25 protein-coding genes and 1 tRNA gene are annotated in these 25,480 nt (G+C 66.8%); 11 read left to right on the top strand and 15 right to left on the bottom strand.

The window, feature by feature from the left end; genetic code table 11:
- The first annotated feature begins 11 nt into the window (after positions 1-11).
- Positions 12-878, top strand: a complete 867-nt coding sequence (gene rapZ, locus HTY51_RS02000) for an RNase adapter RapZ (RefSeq protein WP_174251163.1) — start codon at positions 12-14, stop codon at positions 876-878.
- Between the two features lie 12 nt (positions 879-890).
- Here rapZ and mutY read toward each other — a convergent pair whose 3' ends face one another.
- From mutY to mutM, 3 genes are all read right to left on the bottom strand, one after another.
- Positions 891-1,970 (bottom strand): A/G-specific adenine glycosylase, encoded by a 1,080-nt coding sequence (gene mutY, locus HTY51_RS01995; protein WP_254606954.1) that lies wholly within the window; start codon positions 1,968-1,970, stop codon positions 891-893.
- Positions 1,967-3,937 carry a dynamin family protein gene (locus tag HTY51_RS01990; protein WP_254606953.1) on the bottom strand — a complete coding sequence of 657 codons (1,971 nt, stop codon included), beginning with the start codon at positions 3,935-3,937 and terminating at the stop codon, positions 1,967-1,969. The genes mutY and HTY51_RS01990 overlap by 4 nt, the downstream gene beginning before the upstream one ends.
- A 69-nt stretch (positions 3,938-4,006) precedes the next feature.
- Positions 4,007-4,822 carry a bifunctional DNA-formamidopyrimidine glycosylase/DNA-(apurinic or apyrimidinic site) lyase gene (gene mutM / locus HTY51_RS01985; RefSeq protein WP_174251162.1) on the bottom strand — a complete coding sequence of 272 codons (816 nt, stop codon included), beginning with the start codon at positions 4,820-4,822 and terminating at the stop codon, positions 4,007-4,009.
- 47 nt (positions 4,823-4,869) lie between these two features.
- Between mutM and HTY51_RS01980 the strand changes: the two genes are divergently transcribed.
- The 8 genes from HTY51_RS01980 to HTY51_RS01945 all read left to right on the top strand — a co-directional run bounded on the left by HTY51_RS01980 (position 4,870) and on the right by HTY51_RS01945 (position 10,999).
- Positions 4,870-6,609, top strand: coding sequence for a tetratricopeptide repeat protein (locus HTY51_RS01980; protein ID WP_174251161.1), 1,740 nt, complete (start codon positions 4,870-4,872; stop codon positions 6,607-6,609).
- On the top strand, positions 6,606-7,106 hold the full coding sequence (locus HTY51_RS01975; protein ID WP_174251160.1) for an outer membrane lipoprotein LolB: 501 nt from the start codon (positions 6,606-6,608) through the stop codon (positions 7,104-7,106). Before HTY51_RS01980 ends, HTY51_RS01975 begins: the two co-directional genes overlap by 4 nt.
- Positions 7,107-7,122: 16 nt before the next feature.
- Entirely contained in the window at positions 7,123-7,977 is an 855-nt protein-coding gene (gene ispE / locus HTY51_RS01970; protein ID WP_174251159.1) for a 4-(cytidine 5'-diphospho)-2-C-methyl-D-erythritol kinase, read from the top strand.
- A gap of 35 nt (positions 7,978-8,012) precedes the next feature.
- Positions 8,013-8,089 (top strand) — tRNA-Gln (locus HTY51_RS01965).
- Between the two features lie 41 nt (positions 8,090-8,130).
- Positions 8,131-9,108 carry a ribose-phosphate pyrophosphokinase gene (locus tag HTY51_RS01960; RefSeq protein WP_174251158.1) on the top strand — a complete coding sequence of 326 codons (978 nt, stop codon included), beginning with the start codon at positions 8,131-8,133 and terminating at the stop codon, positions 9,106-9,108.
- A 97-nt stretch (positions 9,109-9,205) separates the two neighbouring features.
- Positions 9,206-9,889 carry a 50S ribosomal protein L25/general stress protein Ctc gene (locus HTY51_RS01955; protein ID WP_174251157.1) on the top strand — a complete coding sequence of 228 codons (684 nt, stop codon included), beginning with the start codon at positions 9,206-9,208 and terminating at the stop codon, positions 9,887-9,889.
- 97 nt (positions 9,890-9,986) lie between these two features.
- Positions 9,987-10,616 (top strand): aminoacyl-tRNA hydrolase, encoded by a 630-nt coding sequence (pth, locus tag HTY51_RS01950; RefSeq protein WP_174251156.1) that lies wholly within the window; start codon positions 9,987-9,989, stop codon positions 10,614-10,616.
- The gene (locus HTY51_RS01945; RefSeq protein ID WP_174251155.1) at positions 10,613-10,999 is read left to right on the top strand and encodes a hypothetical protein; all 387 of its coding nucleotides are present in this window, start codon (positions 10,613-10,615) and stop codon (positions 10,997-10,999) included. The genes pth and HTY51_RS01945 overlap by 4 nt, the downstream gene beginning before the upstream one ends.
- A gap of 10 nt (positions 11,000-11,009) precedes the next feature.
- Here HTY51_RS01945 and HTY51_RS01940 read toward each other — a convergent pair whose 3' ends face one another.
- The 8 genes from HTY51_RS01940 to HTY51_RS01905 all read right to left on the bottom strand — a co-directional run bounded on the left by HTY51_RS01940 (position 11,010) and on the right by HTY51_RS01905 (position 18,166).
- A complete protein-coding gene (locus tag HTY51_RS01940) occupies positions 11,010-11,300 on the bottom strand; it encodes a YfhL family 4Fe-4S dicluster ferredoxin (protein WP_174251154.1) in 291 nt (96 codons plus the stop codon).
- Between the two features lie 41 nt (positions 11,301-11,341).
- Positions 11,342-12,046 carry a histidine phosphatase family protein gene (locus tag HTY51_RS01935; RefSeq protein ID WP_174251153.1) on the bottom strand — a complete coding sequence of 235 codons (705 nt, stop codon included), beginning with the start codon at positions 12,044-12,046 and terminating at the stop codon, positions 11,342-11,344.
- A gap of 87 nt (positions 12,047-12,133) precedes the next feature.
- A complete protein-coding gene (locus HTY51_RS01930) occupies positions 12,134-12,745 on the bottom strand; it encodes a hypothetical protein (RefSeq protein ID WP_174251152.1) in 612 nt (203 codons plus the stop codon).
- 63 nt (positions 12,746-12,808) lie between these two features.
- The gene (gene coaD / locus HTY51_RS01925) at positions 12,809-13,309 is read right to left on the bottom strand and encodes a pantetheine-phosphate adenylyltransferase (RefSeq protein ID WP_174251151.1); all 501 of its coding nucleotides are present in this window, start codon (positions 13,307-13,309) and stop codon (positions 12,809-12,811) included.
- Between the two features lie 35 nt (positions 13,310-13,344).
- Positions 13,345-14,475 (bottom strand): quinolinate synthase NadA, encoded by a 1,131-nt coding sequence (gene nadA / locus HTY51_RS01920; RefSeq protein ID WP_174251150.1) that lies wholly within the window; start codon positions 14,473-14,475, stop codon positions 13,345-13,347.
- Complete coding sequence (gene nadC, locus HTY51_RS01915) at positions 14,475-15,347, bottom strand: carboxylating nicotinate-nucleotide diphosphorylase (protein ID WP_174251149.1); 873 nt, start codon at positions 15,345-15,347, stop codon at positions 14,475-14,477. Before nadC ends, nadA begins: the two co-directional genes overlap by 1 nt.
- A 24-nt stretch (positions 15,348-15,371) precedes the next feature.
- The gene (locus HTY51_RS01910; protein ID WP_174251148.1) at positions 15,372-15,866 is read right to left on the bottom strand and encodes a DUF1854 domain-containing protein; all 495 of its coding nucleotides are present in this window, start codon (positions 15,864-15,866) and stop codon (positions 15,372-15,374) included.
- Positions 15,863-18,166 carry an ABC transporter ATP-binding protein gene (locus HTY51_RS01905; protein WP_174251147.1) on the bottom strand — a complete coding sequence of 768 codons (2,304 nt, stop codon included), beginning with the start codon at positions 18,164-18,166 and terminating at the stop codon, positions 15,863-15,865. The genes HTY51_RS01910 and HTY51_RS01905 overlap by 4 nt, the downstream gene beginning before the upstream one ends.
- A 148-nt stretch (positions 18,167-18,314) precedes the next feature.
- Here HTY51_RS01905 and cphA (HTY51_RS01900) point away from each other — a divergent pair, with 148 nt between their 5' ends.
- A complete protein-coding gene (gene cphA / locus HTY51_RS01900; RefSeq protein WP_174251146.1) occupies positions 18,315-20,480 on the top strand; it encodes a cyanophycin synthetase in 2,166 nt (721 codons plus the stop codon).
- Between the two features lies 1 nt (position 20,481).
- On the top strand, positions 20,482-23,061 hold the full coding sequence (gene cphA, locus HTY51_RS01895) for a cyanophycin synthetase (RefSeq protein WP_174251145.1): 2,580 nt from the start codon (positions 20,482-20,484) through the stop codon (positions 23,059-23,061).
- A gap of 28 nt (positions 23,062-23,089) precedes the next feature.
- Here cphA (HTY51_RS01895) and HTY51_RS01890 read toward each other — a convergent pair whose 3' ends face one another.
- The 4 genes from HTY51_RS01890 to HTY51_RS01875 form a co-directional block, all read right to left on the bottom strand.
- Positions 23,090-24,097, bottom strand: a complete 1,008-nt coding sequence (locus HTY51_RS01890) for an NAD(P)H-dependent glycerol-3-phosphate dehydrogenase (RefSeq protein ID WP_174251144.1) — start codon at positions 24,095-24,097, stop codon at positions 23,090-23,092.
- 39 nt (positions 24,098-24,136) lie between these two features.
- Entirely contained in the window at positions 24,137-24,586 is a 450-nt protein-coding gene (gene secB, locus HTY51_RS01885; protein WP_174251143.1) for a protein-export chaperone SecB, read from the bottom strand.
- Between the two features lie 107 nt (positions 24,587-24,693).
- Positions 24,694-24,954 (bottom strand): glutaredoxin 3, encoded by a 261-nt coding sequence (grxC, locus tag HTY51_RS01880; protein WP_174251142.1) that lies wholly within the window; start codon positions 24,952-24,954, stop codon positions 24,694-24,696.
- 4 nt (positions 24,955-24,958) lie between these two features.
- Complete coding sequence (locus tag HTY51_RS01875; RefSeq protein ID WP_174251141.1) at positions 24,959-25,366, bottom strand: rhodanese-like domain-containing protein; 408 nt, start codon at positions 25,364-25,366, stop codon at positions 24,959-24,961.
- Between the last annotated feature and the right edge of the window lie 114 nt (positions 25,367-25,480).

Raw genomic sequence — 25,480 nt, 5'->3', positions numbered from 1 at the left:
GACGCAAGGCCATGGCCATGGAAATCGTCCTCATCACCGGCATGTCCGGCTCCGGCAAGTCGGTGGCGCTCAACGCGCTGGAAGACGCCGGTTATTACTGCGTGGACAACCTGCCACCCGAACTGCTGCTGCCTTTCGTGACACTGGAGCAGCAACATCAGGCCAGCCGCGTCGCGATTGCCATGGACGTGCGCAGCGCCACCTCGCTGCCCCAGGTGCCGGCGCTGCTGACCACGCTGCGCCAGCAGGGCATCGCGATCAAGCCGCTCTTCCTCGACGCCTCCACCGACACCCTGGTACGCCGTTACTCCGAGACCCGGCGCAAGCACCCGCTGTCGCAGGCCATGCGCGAGGATGTCGATCTCAACCGTGTGCTGGTGGAAGCCATCGAGCTCGAACGCGAACTGCTGGGGGCCCTGCGCGAACAGGCCCACGTGATCGACACCAGCCTGATCCGTCCTTCGCAGTTGCAGGCTTACATCAAGGAAGTGATCCAGTTGCCCGGCAGCCAGCTCACGCTGGTGTTCGAGTCCTTTGCCTACAAGCGTGGCATCCCGGTCGATGCCGACTACGTGTTCGACGTGCGCATGCTGCCCAACCCGCACTATGAACCCGAGTTGCGCCCGCTGACCGGCCGCGACGAGCCGGTGGCAACCTTCCTGCGCGCCCAGCCCGAGGCGGGGCGCATGCTGGAACACATCGAGGCTTTTCTCATGCACTGGCTCGACGCCATGTCGCAGAACCACCGCAGCTACGTGACGGTAGCCATCGGCTGCACCGGTGGCCAGCACCGCTCGGTCTATCTGGTGGAAGAACTGGCGCGACGTTTTGCCACGCGCTGGGCCACGCTGCGCCGCCACCGCGAAATCGGCGACTGAACCCCGCCGGGTTCAGCCCTGTTGCAGCAGCTTGCGCACCGGCGCGGGCAGCCCCAGACCCGGCCAGGCATCGGCCGCTTGCCAGCCCCCCTCTTGCGATGGCTTCGTGCGCGCCGACAACAACACGCGCACCGGGTGCAGGTGCAGATCCTTGTGCGTCAGCACATGGGTAAAAGCCGGCAGCTCCTGCAGTCGGTCGTGATAGGTCTCAGGCACGGCTGCAGACAAGGCTTCGTAGCTGTCGAACAACTCCAAGCAGTACAGGCCGGCCCAGACACCGGGCGTGGGCCGCTGCCGCAGCCAGACCGCCCCGTCGCGCGTCTGCGCCCACAGAAGCCAGAGCGACTGCGCACTGCGCTTGAGCTTGCGTGTCTTGACCGGGTAGCTCTCGGGCCGGCCTTCGCGCAAGGCGACGCAACTCTGCGCCAGCGGGCAGGTGGTGCACAGGGGTTTGCGGGCCAGGCAGACGGTGGCGCCCAGGTCCATCACGGCCTGGGTGTAGCGCGGCATGGTCCGCGCCAGGTCACGCTGCGGCAGCAAATCGGTGGCCTGGCTCCAGAGGGAACGCTCGTTGGCACCCACGGACAGATCGGCGCCAAAGCCCAGGGCGCGCGTCAACACACGCTTCACGTTGCCGTCCAGGATGGCCACACGCTCGCCGAAGCAGATCGAGGCGATGGCCGCGGCAGTGGACGGGCCGATGCCGGGCAGGGTCTGCAGCGCCAGGGCCGTGTGCGGGAATTCACCCCCATGGACCTGCATCACCTGGATGGCACACCCATGCAGGTTGCGCGCACGGCTGTAGTAACCCAGGCCGCTCCACAAGGCCAGCACGTCGTCGAGGCTTGCGGCCGCCAGGGCTCGCACATCGGGGAAACGCTGCAGGAAACGCGCGTAGTAGTCGCGCACCGTGACCACCTGGGTCTGCTGCAGCATGATTTCGGAGAGCCAGACGCGATAGGGATCCTGCGTACCCTGCCAGGGCAGATCCTTGCGGCCGTGCCGGGCCTGCCAGCGCAGCACACGACGGGACCAGTCGGCCACCGGCAGGGCAGGAGGCGAGGAAGCGGGCTGGCGCAGTGGCCGGCTCACGAAGCCAGCAGTTCGGCCGCTACCGTGTCCTTGGGCTTGGTGACGTCCTGCGCCCGGATCAGGTAGGCCGTGAGTTCAAGCAGCTTGGAATCGAGCTGGGCCAGCGCACGGAACTGCTCATTGATTTCAGCGATGCGCTCGTCCAGACCGCCTGCGGCCTGCTGAATGCGGTCGATGGCCTCGAGCCGGCGGCTGAAATTGCGACGCCGCTCGCGCAACTGGGCATCGAGCTGGGCCGCGGCGGACTTGCTCCACAACTCCACGTCACCCAGGGCGGCCTGGTAGACACCGCGCAGGCGCGTGGCCAGGGCACGCACCAGGCGATCGGCGAACTCGGGCTGGGCGAGGCGGAAGGCATTGCCCAGGCCCAGGTACTGCAGATGGCCGCGCTCGACCTGGTCGAGGTTGTCGATATAGGCTTGCAGCGAAGGCTCGGCCGGCGGCTGCAGCGAGAACCCCTGTTCGGCATTGAGCTGCTTGAAGGAGGTGGCCAACATAATCTGGATCTCGCCCATCAGCGACTGGACCCGGCGCAGGTTCTCGCGCAGGCGATCGAAGGTTTCACCGTAGGATTTCTTGACGCCCAGCTTGAGGCCGGTCTGCAGCAGCGACTGCATCAGCTGGTTCATCTCGGCGCGCAGGCTCTTGGTGCTCAGCAGGGCAAACACGTCGCGCAGCAGCTTGAGATGCACCGAACGCACGGCATGGATCTTTGCGCCGGCACGGTCGAACTCGGCCTGCTCCTGCGAAATGCGCAGGCGCATGTGCTTGATAACGGCGGCGTTCTTGCCCTGCAGGCCCTTGAGCTCCAGCATCTGCTCGTTGAGGTCGCGGCGGCGGATGTTGAGCACCCGGCCCACTTCGAGCTGCAGGTCGGAGATGCCGACGGCCACGGCCGCGCCCAGGATGCGCTGGCGCTGGCCCATGATGCGCTGGGCCAGCGCTTCTTCCAGGGCGGGCAGGCAGCTCGCCTGCAGCAGCTTGGCGTCTTCGGTGACCTTGGCGACCAGGCCCTTCTGGGCCGAAACCGGCAACACCTGCTCGCGCGACAGACCGAGGATTTCGGCCGTGGTGGCACGCTGGCGGTCGATCTGCATCTGGATCTGGGCCGGCGAGCTCAGCGCGTCCCACAGCGAGTCGATCTTGTTGAGCACCACCAGGCGGGTGTCGGTCCCGGCGGCGGATTCTGTGATCAGGTGTTCGCGCCAGATCTCGAGGTCGGACTTGGTGACACCGGTGTCGGCCCCCAGGATGAAGACCACGGCGTGCGCCTGCGGCACCAGGCTGACCGTCAGCTCGGGTTCGGCACCGATGGCGTTGAGGCCCGGGGTGTCCAGGATGACCAGGCCCTGCTTGAGCAGGGGGTGGGCGATGTTGATGAGGGCGTGACGCCACTTGGGCACCTCGACCTTGCCCTGGGCATCCATGAGCGGGCTGTCATTCGGTGACTGGCTGTTCCAGAAACCCAGGGCGCGCGCTTCTTCCAGCGTCACGCGACGTGTCTCGGAGACCTTCTCCAGCGCCATGGCCAGCTGCTGCGGGTCGTTGACGTCGAGGTCGACGCGGGTCCACTTTTCGGGGACCATGCGCCATTCCATCAGGGACTGGGGCTGCAGGCGGGTCTCGATGGGCAGCAGGCGCAGGCAGGGCGGGACCTCGGCGTCGTAGCCCATCTCGGTCGGGCACATGGTGGTGCGCCCGGCGCTGGCCGGCATGATGCGCCGGCCGTAGCCGGCGAAGAAGATGGCGTTGATCAGCTCGGACTTGCCGCGCGAGAACTCGGCAACGAAGGCCACCATGACCTTGTCGGCGCGGACCTGCATTTCCAGACGGTGCAGGCGCTCCTCGACAGCAGCGTCGAGCAGGTCATGGTCTTTCATCCATTCGCCCAGCAGCTTCAGGCGCAGGGCGAACTCACGCCGCCACGTGCCGTGCTGATCGAATTGTTCGTTGAAAGACGTCGCCAAGGTATCCCCCTCGCCTTGTAAGTGTTCAGGCCAGATTTTCCAATATAACACCGAGTTAGCGACGTTTTTTCATGTTTTCTGGCAACTCGGGCAGAAAAATGTCGCGCGTTGTCCCTGTCGTATGCCCTTGACGGGCGTGCCACAGACCCGGCAGGGCTGGCCCTCGCGGCCATAGACCATGGCCTCGAACTGGAAATTGCCGCGTTCGCCCACGGCATTGGAGTAGTTCCGCAAGGTGGTGCCGCCCGCGGCCAGGGCCCGCCCCAGAACCTGGCGGATGGCCGCGTGCAGCTTTTCTGCTCGGGGCCGGCTCAGGCGGGCGGCGCTCAGCGTCGGGCGGATGCCGGCCAGGAACAGCGCCTCGGACGCATAGATATTGCCCACGCCCACAACCACGTCACCGGCCAGCAGCACCTGCTTGATCGCCGCCTTGCGTGTCTTGAGGGCGGCATGGAAAGACGCGGCATCGAAATCATCCGACAAGGGCTCCACGCCCAGCCCCCCCAGCAGCTTGCGCGCCTGGGGCGCATCCTGGTCCGGCGCCCAGACCACGGCACCGAAGCGGCGCGGGTCGTTCAGGCGCAGGGTTCCGCGGCTGGTGGCCAGCTCGAAATGGTCGTGCACACCTCGCGGCGGCAGGCTGGTGCCAAAACTCAGGCTGCCCGACATGCCCAGGTGCAGCAGCAGCAGACCGGCGTCCAGATCGAGCAGCAGGTACTTGCCACGCCGGCGCACCCCCAACACGCGGTGCCCGGCAAGCCGGGCCACGGGCAGCCCCAGCGGCCAGCGCAGGGGCTTGCCACACCAGGCCGAGAGGATGCCGGCCCCGCTGATGCGATCGGCAAAACTCAGGCGCGTGGCTTCGACTTCGGGCAATTCAGGCATGGCAGCGGTCAGGCAGGGGAATAGCTGGCTTGGATTATTATGGTTTGATGTTCCCACGCTTACGTCTACTCCCCCTGCTGTTGACGGCCGCCCTGACGGTCCATGCGCAACAGCCGGACCCGGCCCCCACCACCCCGCCGCCCAGTTCGGCACTGGATGGCGAACTCTTTTATCAGCTGCTGGTGGGCGAGTTCAGCACGCAACGGGGTGAAGCCGGCGTCGGTTATTCCCTGATCCTCGATGCTGCACGCAAGACCAACGATGTGCGGCTGTACCAGCGCGCCATCGACATCGCCTTGCAGGCCCGTGCCGGGGACTCGGCGCTGGAGGCCGCACGCGCCTGGAAGCAGGCCCAGCCCAACTCGCGCGACGCCAACCGTTATGTGCTGCAGATCCTGATCGGTCTGAACCGGCTGGACGAAACGGTGGAGCCGCTCAAGCGCGAGATCACGCTGGCCGAGCCCAGGGACCGTGCCCTCACCATCACCCTGCTGCCGCGTTACTTTGCCCGCAGCAGCGACAAGAAGCTCGCCGCCGAGAAGCTGGAACAGGCCCTGGCCGAGCACCTTGGCAGCAGCAACGGCACAGGTGCCGCGGCCTGGAGCGCCGTGGGGCGCATGCGCCTGGAAAGCGGCGACAGCGCAGGCGCGCTGGAGGCTGCACGGCGTGGCCAGGCCCAGGATGCACGTGCCGAAGGCCCGGTGCTGCTGGCCCTGGCCCTGATGTCGCCCCAGCAGCCCGGGGCCGAAGCCATTGTGCGCAAATACCTGGAAGGCCGGCCCCTGGTGGAAGTGCGCCTGGCCTATGCACGCGCGCTGCTCGACGCCCAGCGTTACGCCGAAGCCGGCAGCCAGGTACAGGCCGTCACCAGCGAGAAGCCCGACTACGCCGAAGCCTGGCTGATCCGCGGCACGCTGGAACTGCAGGACAACCGGCTCGACCACGCCGAGCGTTCGCTCAGGCAGTTCCTGGAACTGATGCCAGCGCGCCGCAACGGCAACGGGGTGGAGGAAACCAACCGTGCCCTGGCCCAGGCCTATCTGGCCCTGGCCCAGATCGCCGAAAAGCGCCAGGACTACAAAGAGGCGGAGAGCTGGCTGGGCAAGATCAGCAGCCCCGAAGACCTGGTGCGCACGCAAAGCCGTCGCGCCGGCATCCTGGCACGCCAGGGCCGGATCGACGAAGCACGCGAGCTGATCCGCAATCTGCCCGAACGCTCGCCCGCGGACGCGCGCGTCAAGCTCTCCAGCGAAGTCCAGCTGCTGCGCGACAACAGGCTCTATGCGCAGGCCTATGAGCTGCTGGCGCAGGCCACCCAAAACGACCCGAAAGACTACGACCTGGTCTACGACCAGGCCACGCTGGCCGAGAAACTGGGGCGCCCCGAGGAAATGGAGCGCCTGCTGCGGCGGATCATTGCCGAGAAACCGCAGTACCACCACGCCTACAACGCGCTGGGCTATTCCTTCGCCGATCGCAGTGTGCGTCTGGGCGAGGCACGCCAGCTCATCCTCAAGGCCCTCGAATTCGCCCCCGATGACCCCTTCATCACGGACAGCCTGGGCTGGGTCGAGTTTCGCGCCGGCAACAAGGCCGAAGCCCTGCGCGTGCTGCAAAAGGCCTACCGCGCCCGCCCCGACGCCGAGATCGCCGCGCACCTGGGCGAAGTGTTCTGGAGCATGGGTCAGCGTGAGCAGGCCCTGAGCGTCTGGCGCGAGGGGCTGCAGCTCAATGCAGAGAACGAGACCCTGGTCGAAACGCTCAAGCGTCTGCGCGTCAAACCGTGACAGCCCGGCTGCGCTTCCTCCTGGCCTGTACCCTGGCCACCTTGCTGGCCGGCTGTGCCCAGCCCCTCGTGCGGCCAGTGGCTGTCGACGACCAGCCCCAGACCTTCTGGCGTGGCCGCCTGGCCCTGCGGGTCGAGAACACCCCGGAGCCGACGTCTTTTTTTGCCAGCTTCGAACTCAGCGGCCAGCCCGGTGCGGGCGAACTGATGCTGTCCACGCCCTTGGGCACCACGCTGGCGCAACTGCGCTGGAGCCCGCAACAGGCCCTGCTGCGCAACAACGGGCAGACCCGCGCCTTCGACTCGCTCGACGCCCTGGCCACCGAAGCCACCGGCACGGCCATCCCCATCGCGGCCCTGTTCGAATGGCTGCAGGGGCGCCCGGCCGCCGCCGACGGCTGGTTGGCCGACCTGTCGCAACTGGAGGCCGGCCGCCTGGTCGCCCGCCGCAGCCAGCCCGCACCGGCGGCCGAACTGCGGCTCATCATCGAACCCTGAGCCGATCATCCCAAGCATGCAGTCGCTCCACGACATCCCGGCCCCGGCCAAGCTCAACCTCTTCCTGCACATCACGGGCCGGCGCGCCGACGGCTACCACCTGCTGCAGTCGGTCTTCATGCTGATCGACTGGGCCGATACCTTGCATTTCGAGAAACGCCCCAATGGCCAGCTCAGCCGCGAGGACCTGCTGGCACCGCTGCCGGCGGACGACCTGATCCTGCGCGCCGCGCGCGCCCTCCAGGCGGCCAGCGGCAACACCCAGGGCGCACACATCGCCATCGAGAAACGCCTGCCGGCCCAGGCCGGTTTGGGCGGCGGTTCCTCGGACGCCGCCTCCACCCTGCTGGCGCTCAACCGGCTGTGGCAGCTCAAGCTCACGCTGGAGCAACTTTGTGCCATCGGCCTGCAGCTGGGCGCTGACGTGCCCTTTTTCCTGCGCGGGCACAACGCCTGGGTCGAGGGCATCGGCGAATCCATCACCCCGCTGGCGCTGGTGCGCCGCCACGTGCTGGTGGTCAAGCCCCAGGCGGGATTGGAAACCGGTGCGATTTTTTCGGACCCGGCGTTGAAGCGCGACAGTATTCCTGCTACAATTTCAGGCTTTGCTGCAGACCCGCAGGCTTTTCTGAAGGAAGCCCGCAACGACCTGCAACCTGTCGCCCAGCGGCTCTGCCCGGGTGTCACGTCGGCCCTTGATTGGCTCACCAGCCTCGGGCTCGACGGACGGATGACAGGCTCAGGAAGTGCCGTGTTTGCGTGGGCACCGCCCGACATGTGTGTTCCGAAGGCGCCGGACACCTTGCAGGCCCGGTTGTGCTGCAGCCTGGAGACCCACCCGCTTGTCGGTTGGGCGACCAGCGAGAGTTAGTCGGTGGGCAGCTGTTCTCAGCTGTTGACCTGTGTAGGGGAGTCGCCAAGTTGGTTAAGGCACTGGATTTTGATTCCAGCATGCAAAGGTTCGAATCCTTTCTCCCCTGCCAAATTTTTTCTGCGTCATTAATCGCTCATCGCCGGATCGTTCATGCAGGTCGCTCCATCCCCGGATTTCATGATCTTCACGGGCAATGCCAATCCGGCATTGGCCGGTGACATTGCCAAGCACCTCGGTATTTCGCTGGGTGCCGCCACTGTCGGCCGTTTCTCCGACGGCGAGGTCACGGTCGAGATCAACCAGAACGTGCGTGCCCGCGACGTCTTCGTCGTGCAGTCCACCTGTGCGCCGACCAACGACTCGCTGATGGAGCTGCTGATCATGGTCGATGCGCTCAAGCGCGCCTCGGCCGAGCGCATCAGCGCCGTCATCCCCTATTTCGGCTACGCCCGCCAGGACCGCCGCCCGCGTTCCACCCGCGTGCCGATCACCGCCAAGGTGGTGGCCAACATGCTGCAGGCTGTGGGTGTGGCACGCGTGCTGACCATGGACCTGCACGCCGACCAGATCCAGGGCTTCTTCGACATCCCGGTCGACAACATCTATGCCTCGCCCATCCTGCTGTCGGACCTGCGCCAGAAGAAATACGAGGACCTGATCGTGGTCTCGCCCGACGTGGGCGGCGTGGTGCGCGCCCGCGCCCTGGCCAAGCAGCTCAATTGCGACCTGGCCATCATCGACAAGCGGCGCCCCAAGGCCAATGTCAGCGAAGTGATGCACGTGATCGGCGAGATCGACGGGCGCAACTGCGTGATCATGGACGACATGATCGACACCGCCGGCACGCTGGTGAAGGCGGCCGAGGTGCTGAAGGAGCGCGGCGCCAAGAAGGTCTATGCCTACTGCACGCACCCCATCTTCTCGGGCCCGGCCATCGAGCGCCTGTCCCAGGGCACGGCGCTGGACGAAGTGGTGGTGACCAACACCATCCCGCTGAGCCCCGCTGCCGCCAGCTGCCCCAAGATACGCCAGATGAACGTGGCACCGCTGATTGCGGAAACCATCCACCGCATCGCCAAGGGCGAGTCGGTCATGAGTTTGTTCTCGGACCAGGAAGACCTTTTCTGATCCGGACAAAAAGCGGGCCCGCACGCGTCCTGGATGCGACGGGCCTTTGTTGAACCGGAGTCCCACTGGTCGCGGTGGACTCCAAATGGAGTGAACTATGAAATTCGTCGCTTTTGAGCGCGCCAAGCAGGGTACGGGTGCGAGCCGCCGTCTCCGCACCACGGGCCGTACGCCCGGTATCGTCTACGGCGGTGCCGCCGAGCCGCAACTGGTCGAGCTCGACCACAACGCCCTGTGGCATGCCCTGAAGAAGGAAGCCTTCCACTCGTCCATCCTCGAGATGGAACTGAACGGCAAGAGCAACCAGGTTCTGCTGCGTGACGTGCAGATGCACCCCTTCAAGCCCCTGGTGCTGCACATCGACTTCCAGCGCGTGGACGCCAACACCAAGCTGCACATGAAGGTGCCCTTCCACTTCAGCGGCGACGAGAACTCGCCGGCCGTTAAGAACGATGGTTGCATTGCCAACCACGTGCTGACCGAAATCGAAGTGCTGTGCCTGCCATCCGATCTGCCCGAGTTCATCGCCGTGGACCTGAGCGGCCTGAAAAAGGGTGGCTCGCTGCACCTGTCCGACATCAAGCTGCCCAAGGGCGTGACCGCCGTGACCCATGGCAAGGCCAACCCGGTGGTGGTTTCGGTGGTGATGGTGGCTGGCGCAGACGCTGCCGAAGCCGCCCCGGCTGCGGCCGACGCTGCAGCGGCCCCGGCCGCTGGCGGCAAGGCTGCACCCGCCAAGGCTGCCGCACCGGCTGCCAAGGCGCCCGCCGCCAAGAAATAAGCCCCTGTGGCTTGAAGTCAACGGCCCACTTCGGTGGGCCGTTTTTTTTGACCTGCCGAAGTGGGCCGCGTCACCGCGATGCACGGATAATCCGCGCATGATCAAACTGTTTGTCGGCCTGGGCAACCCCGGCCCCGAATACGAGGCCACCCGGCACAACGCCGGCTTCTGGTGGATCGAGGCCGTGGCACGCGAGCTCAAGGTCAGCCCGGTCATGGACAGGAGCTACCACGGCCTGGTGGCACGCACCACCGTCCGGGGCCAGACCGTCTGGCTGCTCGCGCCGCAGACCTGGATGAACGAATCGGGCAAATCGGTGGCGGCGCTGGCGCGCTTCTTCAAGATCCAGCCCGAGGAAATCCTCGTCGCGCACGACGAACTCGACATCGTGCCGGGCCAGGTCAAGCTCAAGTTCGGCGGCAGCCACGCCGGCCACAACGGCCTGCGCGACATCCATGCCAGGCTGGGCACCGACGACTACTGGCGCCTGCGCATCGGCGTCGGCCACCCGGGCGTGAAAGCCGAAGTGGTGAACTGGGTGCTCAAAAAACCCTCGCCCGAACACCGCACCGCCATCGAGGACTGCATCACACGCTCGGTCAAAGCGCTGCCGGACCTGTTGGCCGGCGAGATGGAAAAAGCCACCATGCTGATCCACACCAGCAAGCCCCCCCGCCCCAAGCCCCCCCGGCCGGCGCCCCAGCCTACCCAAGGAGACCCCGCATGAAGTTGCCGTCACACCGCATCGCCCTCCTGCTGCTCCCCCTGGTCCTGGCCGCAACGGCCCAGGCGCAGACGGTCTACCGCTGCGGCAACAGCTACAGCCAGCAGCCCTGCCCCGGCGGCAACGCCATTGACGCCACCGACAGCCGCAGCCCCGAGCAGCGCAAGGCCCGTGAGGCCAGCGTCAAGCGCGAACAACGCAGTGCCGATACGATGGAAAAGACCCGGCAAAAGGAAGAGGCGGCCGCCCTTCGCGCGGCCGAGCAGACCGCCAAGGCCGAGCGCACTACGGAAAAAGACGCCAAGAAATCCGCCACGAACAAGAGCAAGACAGCGCCAGCCAAGGACAAACTGCCGGCCTATCGCGCGCCAGCGACGGCCAAGTGAGCCAAGCGGCTCAGCTTGCGGGAGGTTTGGCGGACGCTGCCGCTGCGCCCTGTGCCTCGGCCTGCAGGCGCCGGTATTTCTGCCACAGGGTTTCGCGGTCTTCCACGTAATCCGGGTTCACCGGGATGCAGGCCACAGGGCAGACCTGAACACACTGGGGCTGGTCGAAATGGCCCACACACTCGGTACAGCGTGCCGGATCGATTTCATAGATCTCCGGCCCGAGATAGATCGCCTGGTTCGGGCACTCGGGCTCGCAGACATCGCAATTGATGCATTCGTCGGTGATCAGCAGGGCCATGGTGATCCGATTATCCCCGCAGCCCCATGACCCCGATGCGATCAGGCCGGATCTGCCTCCGGGGCAGCGACCCGCTCGGCCGCGGTGCGCTCGCGTGCCAGGCGCTGCTGGTCATAAACCGGCTGCGGGGGCAGATCCGCCAGGTGGCGCGTATCGGCCCAGTCGATGATCTCGATCGCCTCGCCCAGCAGACGCACGCGGTTGATGCCGGCATTGGGAATGTCGCTGACCCGTGGGCCGGACAGCGCCAGCCCCAAGGCACTGCGGTAGACCATGTCCAGCACCCCACCATGCGTCACCACCGCCAGCGTCTGCTCCGGATGGCGTCGTGCCAGGGCACGCAGGGCCGCCAGCACGCGGGCATGGAAGGCACGCGTGCTCTCACCGCCCTCGAAGGCAAAGTCGGCCTCGAAACGCACCCACTGATCCCAGGCCTGCGGGTGCTGCCGCTGGATGTCCGGCACACGCAAACCCTCCACCACGCCGAAATGCTGCTCGCGCAGCGCAGCGTCCAGGACCGGATCCAGCGGCTGCGCGCAACGCCCGGCGACAGCCTGGGCCGTTTGCAGGGCACGCTGCAGATCGCTGCTGACCAGCAGATGCATGGATTCCGGGGCCAGGCGGGCAGCCACCCGCTGGGCCTGCTCCAGGCCGGTGGCATTGAGCGGCACATCCAGCTGCCCCTGGAAACGCAATTCGCGGTTCCAGTCGGTCTCGCCGTGGCGGATCAGGATGAGTTCGGTCATGCGTCAATTATGCGACGCGTGTGTGGCAGCGATGTGGCGCTTGCACCTTGAAACACCCGGGAGAGCCAGGCCGTCGGCAAGCGACGCTCATTCGGGCTGGGTCGGCGGCCTGGCTGCCTGTCCATCCAGGGACTGACGGAAGGCCTCCAGCCGCGCCGGGTAGTCCGCGGCGTCCCCATACGTCAGGAAACGCGTATGACGCGCATGCAGCCCAGCAACCTTGCGCGCGTGTTTGATCGGGCAGAAGTACTGCTCGGTGCGCGCCACGATCTCGGTGGCATAGGCCAGCAGGCCGTTGGCGTAGGAGCAGTAGGTGCAGTGCCAGCGCTCGATGAGGTTCAGGTAGGCCAGTTGCTGGCGGTCATAGACGAAGTACTCGGCCCGACGGACCTTCTCGACCCGATACACCGGAAAGCAGATCGCCTGATACAGCGTGACACACGCATCCAGCAGCAAAAGCGGCAGGATCATGCCGTAGATGATGGGCCCCGTGAGCAGGTTGAGCGGCCGGTTCCTGAAGATCCAGAACAGCAGACTCGTGCGCAGGCGCTGGTGCGCCTGCCGGACGGACTGCTCGAATTCGACACGTTTGCCATGGATCCTGTAGGCCACCTGCTGCTCGCGCGCCTGCACGGCGCTGCGCAGCTCGTCCTCCAGGGCCGAGATCTGGGCCAGCAGTTCGTTGATGCGCTCGTTCATGCCATCCCCTTCGACCCGCAGGCCATTACGTGCCGCCGCCACCGGCCGGGGACCAGGCCCGGCTTATTCGCGCCCGAAGCTGCGCACCTTTTCCGCCAGGCGCTGCGCCACCACAGGATCGACGAATTTCTCGGCCTCACCGCCCAGGGTGGCGATCTCGCGCACCAGGGTGCTGGAGATGAACTGGTAGCTCGTGCTGGGCGTGAGGAAAACCGTCTCGACCTCGGGCATGAGGCTGCGGTTCATGCCAGCGAGCTGGAACTCGTAGTCGAAATCGGTCACCGCGCGCAGGCCGCGGATGACGACCTTGGCACCGCGCCCCACGACAAAGTCACGCAGCAGGCCCGAGAAACTCTCGACCACCACATTGGGCTGGTCGTGCATGACCTCGCGCACCATGGCCATGCGCTCCTCCAGCGTGAACATGGTCTTCTTGTGATGGGCCACGGCAACCCCCACGATGACACGGTCAAACAGCTGGGCGGCCCGGCGCACCACATCGCTGTGGCCCAGGGTCATGGGATCGAAGGTGCCGGGGTAGACGGCAAGTACGTTGCGAGACATGGATCGACTCCTTGGCGCCGATTATGCCGTCGCGCTCAGGCCGCGCCGATATGGGGCACCAGGCCCGCCACCGGCCGGCCGGCCTTGAGCGCCGCCGTGAAGGCCAGCATGCGGTCGATCGGCACACGGGCGCGAGGGATCAGCGCCGGGTCCACCTGGATCTCGTTGGCGCCGCTCTCCAGCACCTGGGCCACGCCGGCCAGGCTGTTCATGGCCATCCAGGGGCAGTGCGCGCAACTCTTGCAGGTGGCGCTGTTGCCGGCAGTCGGCGCCTCGATGAAGATCTTGCCGGGGTTGAGCGTGCGCAGCTTGTGCATCATGCCCTTGTCGGTGGCGACGATGAACTCCGGCGCGTCCATCTCCTGCGCGGCCTTGAGGATGCCCGAAGTGGAGCCCACCGCGTCAGCCAGCGCCACCACGGCGGCGGGCGACTCCGGATGCACCAGCACCTTGGCCCTGGGGTGTTCCTTCTTGAGTTCTTCCAGTTCGAAGCTCTTGAACTCGTCGTGCACGATGCAGGAGCCGTTCCACATCAGCATGTCGGCACCGGTTTCACGCTCGATGTAGCCACCCAGGTGGCGGTCCGGCGCCCAGAGGATCTTCTGGCCCTGCTCTTTCAATGCACGCACGATGTCCAGCGCGCAGCTGGACGTCACCAGCCAGTCGGCGCGCGCCTTCACGGCCGCGCTGGTATTGGCGTAGACCACCACGGTGCGGTCCGGGTGCGCGTCGCAAAACGCGCTGAATTCGTCGATCGGGCAGCCCAGGTCCAGCGAACAGGTCGCGTCCAGGTCGGGCATGAGCACGCGCTTGTGCGGCGAGAGGATCTTGGAGGTTTCGCCCATGAAGCGCACCCCCGAGACCACCAGCGTCTGCGCCGCATGGTCGCGGCCGAAGCGCGCCATCTCCAACGAGTCGCTGACAATTCCGCCGGTCTCCTCGGCCAGGTCCTGCAGGTCAGGGTGCACGTAGTAGTGCGAGACCATCACTGCGTTTTTCTCCTTGAGCAGGCGACGGATCCTGTCCTTCAGCGCCGCACGTTCGGCCGGGCCGGGTTCGGTGGGCACGCGCGCCCAGGCGTGATGCGTGGAGCAGACCGCGCCGTCGCCCTGCGCGGACTCGGGCTGCTCGTATTCGACGTCGATGACCTTGCTGGTCGTATTCATCACAACTCCGTAAAGCGCATGGAAAAGTCGACCGCCTTGACGTCCTTGGTCAGGGCTCCAATGGAAATGCGGTCCACGCCGGTGGCGGCGATGTCACGCACCGTGCCCATGTTCACGCCCCCCGAGACCTCCAGGATGGCGCGCCCGGCATTCAGGCGCACGGCCTCGTGCAGCATGTCCAGGCCCATATTGTCGAGCAGCACCATGGTGGCACCGGCCTGCAGGGCTTCTTGCAACTGGGCCAGGGTCTCGACCTCGATCTCGACAAACTTGGCCGAGGGTGCCACGGCAGCTGCGCGTTGCAGCACGGCCGTCACACCGCCGGCGGCAGCGATGTGGTTTTCCTTGACCAGCACCGCGTCGTACAGGCCGATGCGGTGGTTGGCGCCGCCCCCGCAAACGACCGCGTACTTCTGCGCCAGGCGCAGGCCGGGCAGGGTCTTGCGCGTGTCCACGATCTGCGCGCGGTTACCTGGCACGCTGTTCACGGCAGCCACATACTCTGCCGTCTTGGTGGCCACGGCACTGAGCAATTGCAGGAAATTAAGCACCGTGCGCTCGGCCGTGAGCAGGCCACGCGCCGGGCCGCTGATGTCCAGCACCACCTGATCGGCCGCGCAGCGCTGGCCGTCGCGCACATGCCAGGTCAAGCGGGCTTCGGGCACCACCTGCTGCAGCGCGGCCTCGGCCCAGGCGCTGCCGCAAATCACGGCGCTCTCGCGCGCGAGGATGCGCGCATGCGCCTGGCGTGCCGGGGCGATCAGGCCGGCGGTCAGGTCACCACTGCCCACGTCCTCCTGCAGGGCGCGGGCCACGTCGGCCTGGGCCAGGGTGCGCAGGGCGACATCGGAATAGTCAAAAACAGGGGTCATGTGCAAAGGCCGGGCGGCGCCGGCTTACTTGAAACGATCGAGCAGGCGCCGGCTCTCGCGGTCCAGCGCAGTCATGTCACGGATCAGGAACTGGATGCCGTGCGTATCTGTCACCAGCAGGGTGTTGCCGGCCAGACGGCGGATGTCCTCGTCGCCCTTGAGCACAAAGGACGTATCACCGCGGTCGGTGCGCACCTGCCAGGTGCTGGGCGTGGAAAAACTGCTCACGCCCAGGATGGCGCGGATCTCGGGCATGAACTCGCGCTCGGCCAGGGCGGCGCGGATCAGGCCCTGGGCCGGCTCGGGCACACGAGCCAGTTCATCGATCCAGGCCACCTCATGGCCGTCCGCATCCAGCAGGGAGATGTCGCGTTCCGGGGCCTGGATGGGAAAGGCGCGCACTGGTACCACGCCGACGCGGATCTGGCCATCAGCCCCGGTCAGCGCCAGCTTGCCATAGGCATTGCGTGTCAGGGTCGCTGCCGTCTGCGTCAGGTTCAGGATGGGGCGCGAGTTCATTTGGCGTCGTCCTTGCGTTCCGGGTTCACTTCCGCCTCGGCGTCATCCATGTCGGTGTCCACGTTGCGCGCCTGCGCCTGGTAGAGGTTGTAGTAGGCGCCCTGGCGCGCCATGAGCTCGTCGTGCGTGCCCTCCTCCACCACCTGTCCGCGGTCCAGCACCACCAGGCGGTCGGCGCGCTGCAGGGTAGAGAGGCGGTGGGCGATGGCAATCGTCGTGCGGCCCTGCACCAGGTTATCCAGCGCCTTCTGGATTTCCTTCTCGGTCTCGGAGTCCACCGAGGCCGTGGCCTCGTCGAGGATCAGGATGCGCGGGTCGATCAGCAGGGCGCGCGCAATCGAGATGCGCTGGCGCTCGCCACCCGACAGGCCCTGGCCGCGTTCACCGACGATGGAGTCGTAACCCTGCGGCAGGCGCAGGATGAATTCGTGCGCATGCGCGGCGCGCGCCGCCGCCATGATCTGCTCGCGCGTGGCGTCGGGTTTGCCGTAGGCGATGTTCTCGGCGATGGTGCCGAAAAAGAGGAAGGGCTCCTGCAGCACCAGGCCGATGTTGCCGCGATACTCGGCCACGGGCAGGGAACGGATGTCGACGCCGTCGATGCGGATCGAGCCCTCGGTCACGTCATAGAAGCGGCAGATCAGGTTGACCAGGGTGCTCTTGCCCGAACCGCTGTGACCCACCAGCCCCACCATCTGGCCGGGCTCGATGGTGATGTTGATGCCGCGGTTGACCTCGCGGTTGCCGTAGCGGAAGCCCACGTCGCGCACCTCGATGCGGCCCTGCACCTGCTGCAGGTGCACCGGTTGCGCCGGCTCGGGCACGCTGGAGACATGGTCCAGGATGTCGAAGATGCGCTTGGTGGCCGAGGCCGAGCTCTCCGTCCAGGAGACGATACGGCTCATGGCGTCGAGCCGGCCGTAGAAGCGGCTGATGTAGGCGATGAAGGCCGTGAGCACGCCCACCGTGGTCTGCTCGTGCGCCACCAGCCAGACCCCGAAGCCCCAGACCACCAGCAGGCCGACCTCGGTCAGGAAGGAGATGCTGGGGGCGAACAGCGCCCATATCTTGTTGATGCGGTCATTGACCTGCAGGTTGAGGCGGTTGGCCTCGTGGAAACGGGCCGATTCGCGTTTTTCCTGGGCAAAGGCCTTGACCACGCGGATGCCGGGAATGGTGTCGGCCAGCACGCTGGTGACCTCGGACCAGGTGCGGTCGATCTTCTCGAAACCGGTCTTGAGGCGGTGCCGCACCGCGTGGATCATCCACATGATGACGGGTAGCGGCACCAGGGTGGCCAGGGCCAGCCAGGGGTTGATGGAGAACAGGATGGCCGCCGTCATCAGCAGCATGATGAGGTCGGTGAAGAAGTCCAGCAGGTGCAGGGAGAGGAAGACGCAGATGCGGTCGGTCTCGCTGCCGATGCGCGCCATCAGGTCGCCGGTGCGCTTGCCGCCGAAGTACTCGAGCGAGAGGCGCAGCAGGTGGTCGTAGGTGGTGGTGCGCAGGTCGGCGCCGATGCGCTCGGACACCAGGGCCAGGATGTAGGTCTTGGCCCAAGTCAGGCCCCAGGCCACGAAGGCCGCCACGAACAGGCCCCCAAGGTACCAGCCCACCAGCTTCGGATCGATCTGTTGCCCGTTCTGGAAAGGGATCAGCACCTCGTCCATCAGTGGCATGGTCAGGTAGGGTGGCACCAGGCTGGCCGCCGTGCCCAGCAGGGTCAGGATGAAACCCAGCAGCAGCTGGCCTTTGTAGGGCCGGGCAAAGCGCCACAGGCGCAGCAGGGTCCAGGTCGAGGGCGGGGTATGGATGACCTTGGCGCAGATCGGGCATTCGTCCTGCCCGGGGTCCAGCGGCGCCTTGCAGGTCGGGCATTCGTGGTCCACCGGCGCCGGCACGGGCTGGCCCGTGCTCAGGCTGCGCAACTGGCGGCCCACCTGCTCGGCCAGGCGCACGGCCTGCAGATTTTGTCCCAGGGTGTAACACCAGTGCGCCAGCCGCCCCTGGCCGTCCAGCAACTCCAGGTGCCCGACGCCGGCGTGGTCGTGCTGGCCGAGCCGGAGCCCGGGCTGGTAGTCCCAGCTGACCCAGGCCGTCTGGCCCGGATCGCGTGCCAGCAGTCGCTGTCCGGTCGCGATCAGCAGGCCACGGCCGAACTGCAGCCGGGTGTCCAGGTCAACCTCCAGCAGCGCCAGAACGTTCTCTTCAGGACGCAGTTGCGGGCGTATTTCAGCCAGCCATTCCGCCGGAACGTCGCTGAAAGATAATAGGGTTGCTGACGGGGTCACACGAGTCATGGAGTCCGGAACCTGGGGTGGGATTTACTGATGCCGATTGTCCCCGTTTTATGCACAGCAATTTGGAGACCTACCGCAGCCTCAGCACGATCTGGCCAAACCAGCGTGCAACCATCGCAGGGACCGAGAGTTCGCCCTGCCTAGCTTCATGACTCAAAAAAACCTTCAAATTCTGCGGGTCAGCCATCTGCGCGGCCCCAATATCTGGACCTACCGTCCGGTCATCGAAGCCTGGCTGGACCTGGGAGAGCTGGAAGACCGGCCGTCCAATGCCATCCCCGGATTTTACGAGCGTTTGACCGCCCTGCTCCCCGGTCTGGCCCAGCACCGCTGCGGCGTGGGCGAGGTCGGCGGTTTCCTGGAACGGCTGCGTGACGGCACCTGGGCCGGCCACATCCTGGAGCACATCTGCCTGGAGTTGCAGAACCTGGCCGGCATGCCCACGGGTTTCGGCAAGACGCGCATGACCTCGGTCCACGGCATCTACAAGATGGCCTTCCGTACCCGCCAGGAGGAGGTCGGCCGTGCCGCGCTGCAGGCCGGGCACGATCTGCTGCTGGCCGCCATCGAAGACCGGCCGTATGACGTCGCGGCCACCGTGACCCGCCTGCGCGAGCTCTGCGACCGCCTCTGCCTGGGCCCGAGCACCGCCCATATCGTCGAGGCCGCGACCGACCGGCGCATCCCCCACATCCGCCTGAATGACGGCAATCTGGTGCAACTGGGTTATGGCGCGCAGCAGCACCGCATCTGGACCGCCGAAACCGACCAGACCAGCGCGATCGCCGAAAGCATTGCCAGCGACAAGCAACTGACCAAGGAGTTGCTGCAGTCCTGCGGCGTGCCCGTGCCCGAGGGCGAGGAAGTCGACAGCCCCGAAAAGGCCTGGGACGTCGCACAGGACATCGGCGTGCCGGTCACGGTCAAGCCCACCGACGCCAACCACGGTCGCGGCGTCTTCACCGATCTGCACACGCGCGAAGACGTCGAAAAAGCCTGGCATGCCGCCGACACCGAAGGCAGCGGCGTGCTGGTGGAAAAGTTCATCGAAGGCGAAGCCCATCGCCTGCTGGTGGTGGGCAAGCAGGTTGTGGCGGCCACCCGTGGCAAGAAGCAGACCGTCACCGGCGACGGCCGCTCCACCGTCCTGCAGCTGATCGACAGCCAGATCAACAGCGACCCGCGTTGCGGCGAGGCCGAGGAATTCCCGCTGGAGCCGCTGATCCTGGACAAGGAGCCGATCGCCCAGCTCGAACTGGCACGCCAGGGCTACAGCGGCAGCTCCGTGCCGGCTGCCGGCCAGCTCGTGCTGATCCGCCGCCACGGCGACCTGGCCTACGACGTGACCGACCAGGTGCACCCCAAGGTGGCAGCCGCGGCCGCACTGGCCGCGCGTGTGGTCGGCCTGGACATCGCCGGCATCGATCTGGTCACCCCCGACATCTCCAGGCCGCTGGCCGAGCAGGGCGGCGCCATCATCGAGGTCAACGCCGGCCCCGGCCTGCTGATGCACCTGAAACCGGCCGAAGGCCAGCCGCGCAATGTCGGCCAGGCCATCGTGGCCCACCTCTTCCCTGGCGAGGGGCAGGGCCGCATTCCCATCGTCGGCATCACCGGCAGCCGCAACACCACCCGTGTCGCCCGCCTGGTGAACTGGCTGCTGCACATCAACGGCACCCAGGTCGGCCTGGCCTGCCGTGACGGCTTCTTCCTCGGTCCCCGCCAGGTCGAGACCCGCGACGGCTCGGACTGGGCCAGCGGCCAGCGCCTGCTGATCAACCGCTCGCTGGAAGCCGCGGTGTTCGAGCACAGCCACCGCGCCATCCTCAGCGAAGGCCTGGCCTACGACCGCTGCACCGTGGGCGTGGTGACCGACCTGGACGGCCAGGAGGAGCTGGCCGAGTTCTACATCGACGACGCCGAGAAGCTCTACAACGTGGTGCGCACCCAGGTCGACGTGATCCTGCCCACCGGCACGGCCGTGCTCAATGCGGCCGATCCGCGTGTGGTCGGGATGGCTGCGCTGTGCGATGGCCAGGTCATCTTCTACGGGCCGGATGCCCAGCTGCCGGCGATTGCCCAGCACCGCCAGCAGGGCGAGCGCACCGTGTTCCTGCGCGAACGGCACATCGTGCTGGCCCAGGGCCTGGATGAAATCAGCGAAATCCCGCTGGACACACTCAGCCCCAACAAGGCCGCCAAGCCCGACATGGTGATGGCCGCCGTGGCCGCCGCCTGGGCACTGGACGTCAAACCCGAACTGATTGGCGCCGGCCTGCGCACCTTCAAGGCCAACCTCACCAGCGATCACTGACATGGAAGTCAAACGTATCCGCGCCCTGCGCGGCCCCAATCTCTGGAGCCACCACACCGCCATCGAGGCCGTCGTCCACTGCACGCCGGCCGAGTGCGAACTGAGTCCGCGCCAGAACTTTGGCATGCGCCTGCGTTCGCGCTTTCCGCAGATTCTGCCGCTGGCCCCGACCGGCCACGATGACACCGTGCCCCTGGCCCATGTGCTGGAAGTCGCTGCCTTGTGCCTGCAGGCCCAGGCCGGCTGCCCAGTCACCTTCAGCCGCACCACGCCCACGGTGGAGCCCGGCGTCTACCAGGTGGTGGTCGAATACTCCGAGGAGGCCGTCGGCCGCCTGGCGCTGGAACTGGCGCAGCAGCTGTGCCGGGCTGCCCTGGAGGACACGCCCTTTGACCTGGCCGCTGCGCTGGGCCAGTTGCGCGAGCTCGATGAGGACGTGCGCCTGGGCCCCAGCACCGGCTCCATTGCCGACGCCGCGACCGCACGCAGCATTCCCTACCGCCGCATGACCTCGGGCAGCATGATCCAGTTCGGCTGGGGCAGCAAACAGCGCCGCATCCAGGCGGCGGAGATGGACGTGACCAGTGCGATCTCCGAATCGATCGCGCAGGACAAGGAGCTCACCAAGAAACTGCTGGCCAGCGCGGGCGTACCGGTGCCGCTGGGGCGCGAGATCACCTCGGCCGAGGCAGCCTGGGCCGCTGCGGGCGAAATCGGCCTGCCCGTGGTGATCAAGCCCAAGAGCGGCAACCAGGGCAAGGGCGTCACGGTCAATATCACCACCCACGAACAGCTGCTCAAGGCCTATGCCGCCGCGGCTGAATATGACAGCGAGATCCTGGTCGAGCGCTTCCTGCCCGGCAACGATTTCCGCCTGCTGGTGGTGGGCAACAAGCTGGTCGCCGCAGCCCGCCGCGATCCGCCCACGGTGGTGGGAGATGGCGAGCACACCGTGCGCCAACTGGTGGACCAGGTCAACCAGGACCCTCGCCGCGGCACGGGCCACTCGACCTCGCTGACCAGGATCCGCTTCGACGACATCGCCCAGGCCTGCCTGGCCGGCCAGGGACTGAGCGCCGATTCGGTGCCTGCACGCGGCCGGCGCGTCGCGCTGCGCCACAACGCCAACCTGTCCACCGGCGGCACCGCCACCGACGTGACCGACGACGTGCACCCGGAAGTGGCGCACCGCGCCATCATCGCCGCCAAGATGGTGGGGCTGGACATCTGCGGTGTCGACATGGTCTGCGACAGCATCCTGCAGCCGCTGGAAGAAACCGGCGGCGGTGTGGTGGAAGTCAACGCCGCACCGGGCCTGCGCATGCACCTCTCCCCGTCCTACGGCAAGGGCCGACCGGTCGGCGAGGCCATCATCTCCACCATGTTCCCCGAAGGGGAAAACGGCCGCATCCCGCTGGTGGCCGTGACCGGCACCAACGGCAAGACCACCACCGTGCGACTCATTGCCCACCTGCTGACGCAGAACAATCTGCGCGTGGGCATGACCAGCACCGATGGCGTCTACATCGATGGCGAACGCATCGACACGGGCGACTGCAGCGGCCCCAAGAGCGCACGCAGCGTGCTGCAACACCCCGATGTGGACGCGGCTGTGCTGGAGACCGCCCGCGGCGGCATGCTGCGCGAGGGTCTGGCCTTCGACCGCTGCGACGTGGCCGTGGTCACCAATGTCGGCAGTGGCGACCACCTGGGACTGAACTTCATCACCACGGTGGAAGACCTGGCGGTCCTCAAGCGCGTCATCGTGCAGAACATCTCCGACCAGGGCACCGCCGTGCTGAACGCCACCGACCCCATCGTCGCGGCCATGGCCAGCCAATGCCGCAGCGGCCTGGTGACCTACTTCGCCCTCGATCGGCACAACCCGGTCATGGCCACCCACCTGGCCCAGGGTAAACGCGCGGTTTACGTGGAGGACGGCCATCTGGTCGCTGCCGAAGGCAAGGTCCAGCACCGGCTGCCGCTGGCCGCCGTGCCGCTGACCCTGGGCGGGACCATCGGCTTTCAGGTAGAGAACGTCATGGCCTCGGTCGGTGCCGCCTGGGCCCTGGGCCTGGACTGGGCACTGATACGCCAGGGCCTGGCCAACTTCGACAACGACGCCAACAACGCCCAGGGCCGCTTCAACCTGTTCCGCTACCGGGGTGCCACGGTGATCGCCGACTACGGCCACAACCCGGACGCCATGCTGGCCCTGGTACAGGCCGTGGGCGCCATGCCGGCCCAGCGCCGCTCGGTGGTCATCAGCGGTGCCGGCGACCGCCGCGACGAGGACATCCGCGAGCAGACCCGCATCCTGGGCGATGCCTTTGACCAGATCGTCCTGTTCGAGGACGCCTGCCAGCGCGGCCGGGCCGACGGCGAGGTACTCGCCCTGCTGCGTGCGGGACTGACTGAAGCCAAACGCACGCGCGACGTGCATGAGATCCGCGGCGAGTTCCTGGCCATCGACACCGCCATGGACCGCCTGGGCGAAGGCGACCTGTGCCTGATTCTGGTGGACCAGGTGGAAGAAGCGATCGCCCACATCACAGCGCGTATCGCGCGCGACGGCGCCTGAAGCCTGCCCGCCACGGCGGGTCGGGCGTTTATTTGACTTCGGAGCCGGGTGTGCGCCCCATCAGGGCGGCCACGGCCTGGTCGGGCCGCATGCGACCGTCCAGCAGGGCCACCACGCCCTGGGCGATGGGCATGTCCACGCCCAGGCTTAGCGCCCGCTGCACCACGGTACGGGCACAGTACACGCCTTCGGCCACATGGCCCAGCGAGGCCACGGCCTGCGCCAGCGTCTGGCCCTGGGCCAGCAGCAGGCCCACCTTGCGGTTGCGGCTGAGATCGCCGGTGGCGGTCAGCACCAGATCACCCAGGCCCGACAGGCCCATGAAGGTCTCGGCCCGCGCGCCCAGGGCCAGGCCCAGGCGCGTCATCTCGGCCAGGCCGCGCGTGATCAGCGCGGCACGGGCGTTCAGGCCCAGGTTCAGGCCGTCACACAGGCCGGTGGCAATGGCCAGCACGTTCTTGACGGCCCCGCCCACCTCGACACCCACGATGTCCTCGTTGTCATAAACGCGCAAGGTCGGGCTGTGGAAAGCCTGCACCAGGCGTTCGCGCACGGCGGCATGGCGGCTGGCCGCCACCAGGGCAGTGGGCTGGCCGCGCGCCACCTCCAGCGCAAAACTCGGGCCGCTCAGCACGCCGGCCTGCAGCCGGGGCGCCACCTCGGCCTGGATTTCATGCGCCAGCAGGCCCTGGACGCCCGGCTCGAAGCCCTTGCACAACCAGGCCACGGGCTGTTCGCAAGCCTGGATCTGCTGCAGCACGCCGCGCAAACCGGCCATCGGGGTGCCGATCACCACCAGATCCTGGCCCTGCACCAGAGCGGCCAGGCCATCGGCCGGGCCATCGATCACGCGCAGGGAGGGGGGCAAGGGCAAACCCGGCAGATAACGCGCGTTGACCCGCGCGGACTGCATGGCGGCCGCCTGTGCCGCGTCACGCGCCCACAGGATGACCTCATGGGACGACTGCGGGTTCTGGCTGGCACTCATGGCCAAGGCCGTTCCCCAGGCACCGGCACCGAGCACGAGGATCTTCATGGTCCGGGACAGCTTGGGTGAGACAGAAGGGGTACGCCCTTACTGGATCTTGATCTCGGCGCCCGGCTGCTGTTGCTGCTGCTCGTACATGCCCTGGAAATTGATCTCCGCCAGGTGCACGGGCGGGAAGCCGGCACGCTGGACGATGTCGGCCACGTTGCCACGCAGGTAGGGGAAGACGATCTGCGGGCAGACCACGCCGACGATGGGCCCCATCTGCTCTTCGGCCAGGTTGCGGATCTCGAAGATGCCGGCCTGCTTGGCCTCGACCAGGAACACGGTCTTCTCGGCGATCCGGGTATGCACGGTGGCCGTCACGCACACCTCGAAGACCCCCTCGGCCACCGGCTGGGCCTCGACGCCGATCTGGATGTCGACCGAGGGCTGCTCACCCTGCAGCAGGATGGCCGGTGAATTGGGCTGCTCCAGCGAAGCCTCCTTGAGGTAAACGCGCTGGATCTGGAATACGGGTTCTTGCTGGTCGGCCATGGCTAACTTTCTGGTCAAAAGAATAGAGCCCGCCCGGAAAACACCGAGCGGGCTCGCGATCGGATGGGCCCGATTATCTCAGGCCGTGGAAGGGGTTCAGCGCGACTTCAGGCCGCTTGCAGCAGCGGGGCCAGACCGCCCTGGGCATCCAGCGCCATCAGGTCGTCGCAACCGCCCACGTGGGTGGCACCGATGAAAATCTGCGGCACGGTACGCCGGCCGGTGATTTCCATCATGTGATCGCGCGCCTGGGGATCGGCGTCGATGCGGATTTCCTCGATCTGCTCCACGCCCCTGGACTTCAGGAGCTGCTTGGCGCGCACGCAATAAGGGCAGACCGCCGTGGTGTACATCTTCACAACTTGCATGGTGTCACCCCTTCTCGACCGGCAGGCTGGCGGCACGCCAGCTGGACAAGCCCCCGCCCAGCGACAGCGGCTTGCTGTAACCCAGGCCCTTGGCAATGCGGGCAGCGCTGCCGGAACGCATGCCGCTCTGGCACACGAAGATCACGGGCACGTCCTTGTTCTTCACCACCCCGGGAAGCTGGTTGGCCAGCTGGGACAGGGGGATGTGCCTGGCGCCGCTGACGTGGCCGGCCGCATATTCGCCAGCCTCGCAGACGTCGATCACCACGGCTTTCTCACGGTTGATCAGCTGCACGGCAGCGCCCGGGGTCAGGGAACCGCCGGCAGCACCCCGGATGGCGGGCCAGGCCAGCAACAGGCCGGAGGTCAGGCACACCAGGATCAGCGACCAGTTGTCGAGTATGAATTTCACAATATTCCTTGTTGGAGTCTGTAAGTGCAAAGTCCTGATTTTAAAATGACGGACTGATCGCTGCCAGGCACGGTCCATTTGCCCCTGCCCTGCCCCCGTAACCGTCCCGTAACC

The sequence above is a fragment of the Rhodoferax sp. BAB1 genome, from assembly GCF_013334205.1.
Lineage (GTDB): Bacteria > Pseudomonadota > Gammaproteobacteria > Burkholderiales > Burkholderiaceae_C > Hylemonella.
This window is presented reverse-complemented; position numbering and strand designations above follow the sequence as displayed.

Excerpts from the sequence above, each read along its gene's own strand:
- HTY51_RS01890 (WP_174251144.1), bottom strand. The coding sequence starts at position 24,097 with ATGAAGATCCTCGTGCTCGGTGCCGGTGCCTGGGGAACGGCCTTGGCC.
- HTY51_RS01905 (WP_174251147.1), bottom strand. The coding sequence starts at position 18,166 with ATGACTCGTGTGACCCCGTCAGCAACCCTATTATCTTTCAGCGACGTT.
- pth (WP_174251156.1), top strand. The coding sequence starts at position 9,987 with ATGATCAAACTGTTTGTCGGCCTGGGCAACCCCGGCCCCGAATACGAG.
- HTY51_RS01935 (WP_174251153.1), bottom strand. The coding sequence starts at position 12,046 with ATGACCGAACTCATCCTGATCCGCCACGGCGAGACCGACTGGAACCGC.
- cphA (WP_174251145.1), top strand. The coding sequence starts at position 20,482 with ATGGAAGTCAAACGTATCCGCGCCCTGCGCGGCCCCAATCTCTGGAGC.
- grxC (WP_174251142.1), bottom strand. The coding sequence starts at position 24,954 with ATGCAAGTTGTGAAGATGTACACCACGGCGGTCTGCCCTTATTGCGTG.
- HTY51_RS01940 (WP_174251154.1), bottom strand. The coding sequence starts at position 11,300 with ATGGCCCTGCTGATCACCGACGAATGCATCAATTGCGATGTCTGCGAG.
- secB (WP_174251143.1), bottom strand. The coding sequence starts at position 24,586 with ATGGCCGACCAGCAAGAACCCGTATTCCAGATCCAGCGCGTTTACCTC.
- HTY51_RS01960 (WP_174251158.1), top strand. The coding sequence starts at position 8,131 with ATGCAGGTCGCTCCATCCCCGGATTTCATGATCTTCACGGGCAATGCC.
- nadC (WP_174251149.1), bottom strand. The coding sequence starts at position 15,347 with ATGACCCCTGTTTTTGACTATTCCGATGTCGCCCTGCGCACCCTGGCC.
- mutM (WP_174251162.1), bottom strand. The coding sequence starts at position 4,822 with ATGCCTGAATTGCCCGAAGTCGAAGCCACGCGCCTGAGTTTTGCCGAT.
- cphA (WP_174251146.1), top strand. The coding sequence starts at position 18,315 with ATGACTCAAAAAAACCTTCAAATTCTGCGGGTCAGCCATCTGCGCGGC.
- nadA (WP_174251150.1), bottom strand. The coding sequence starts at position 14,475 with ATGAATACGACCAGCAAGGTCATCGACGTCGAATACGAGCAGCCCGAG.
- rapZ (WP_174251163.1), top strand. The coding sequence starts at position 12 with ATGGCCATGGAAATCGTCCTCATCACCGGCATGTCCGGCTCCGGCAAG.
- HTY51_RS01910 (WP_174251148.1), bottom strand. The coding sequence starts at position 15,866 with ATGAACTCGCGCCCCATCCTGAACCTGACGCAGACGGCAGCGACCCTG.
- HTY51_RS01955 (WP_174251157.1), top strand. The coding sequence starts at position 9,206 with ATGAAATTCGTCGCTTTTGAGCGCGCCAAGCAGGGTACGGGTGCGAGC.
- HTY51_RS01945 (WP_174251155.1), top strand. The coding sequence starts at position 10,613 with ATGAAGTTGCCGTCACACCGCATCGCCCTCCTGCTGCTCCCCCTGGTC.
- ispE (WP_174251159.1), top strand. The coding sequence starts at position 7,123 with ATGCAGTCGCTCCACGACATCCCGGCCCCGGCCAAGCTCAACCTCTTC.
- coaD (WP_174251151.1), bottom strand. The coding sequence starts at position 13,309 with ATGTCTCGCAACGTACTTGCCGTCTACCCCGGCACCTTCGATCCCATG.
- HTY51_RS01930 (WP_174251152.1), bottom strand. The coding sequence starts at position 12,745 with ATGAACGAGCGCATCAACGAACTGCTGGCCCAGATCTCGGCCCTGGAG.
- HTY51_RS01980 (WP_174251161.1), top strand. The coding sequence starts at position 4,870 with ATGTTCCCACGCTTACGTCTACTCCCCCTGCTGTTGACGGCCGCCCTG.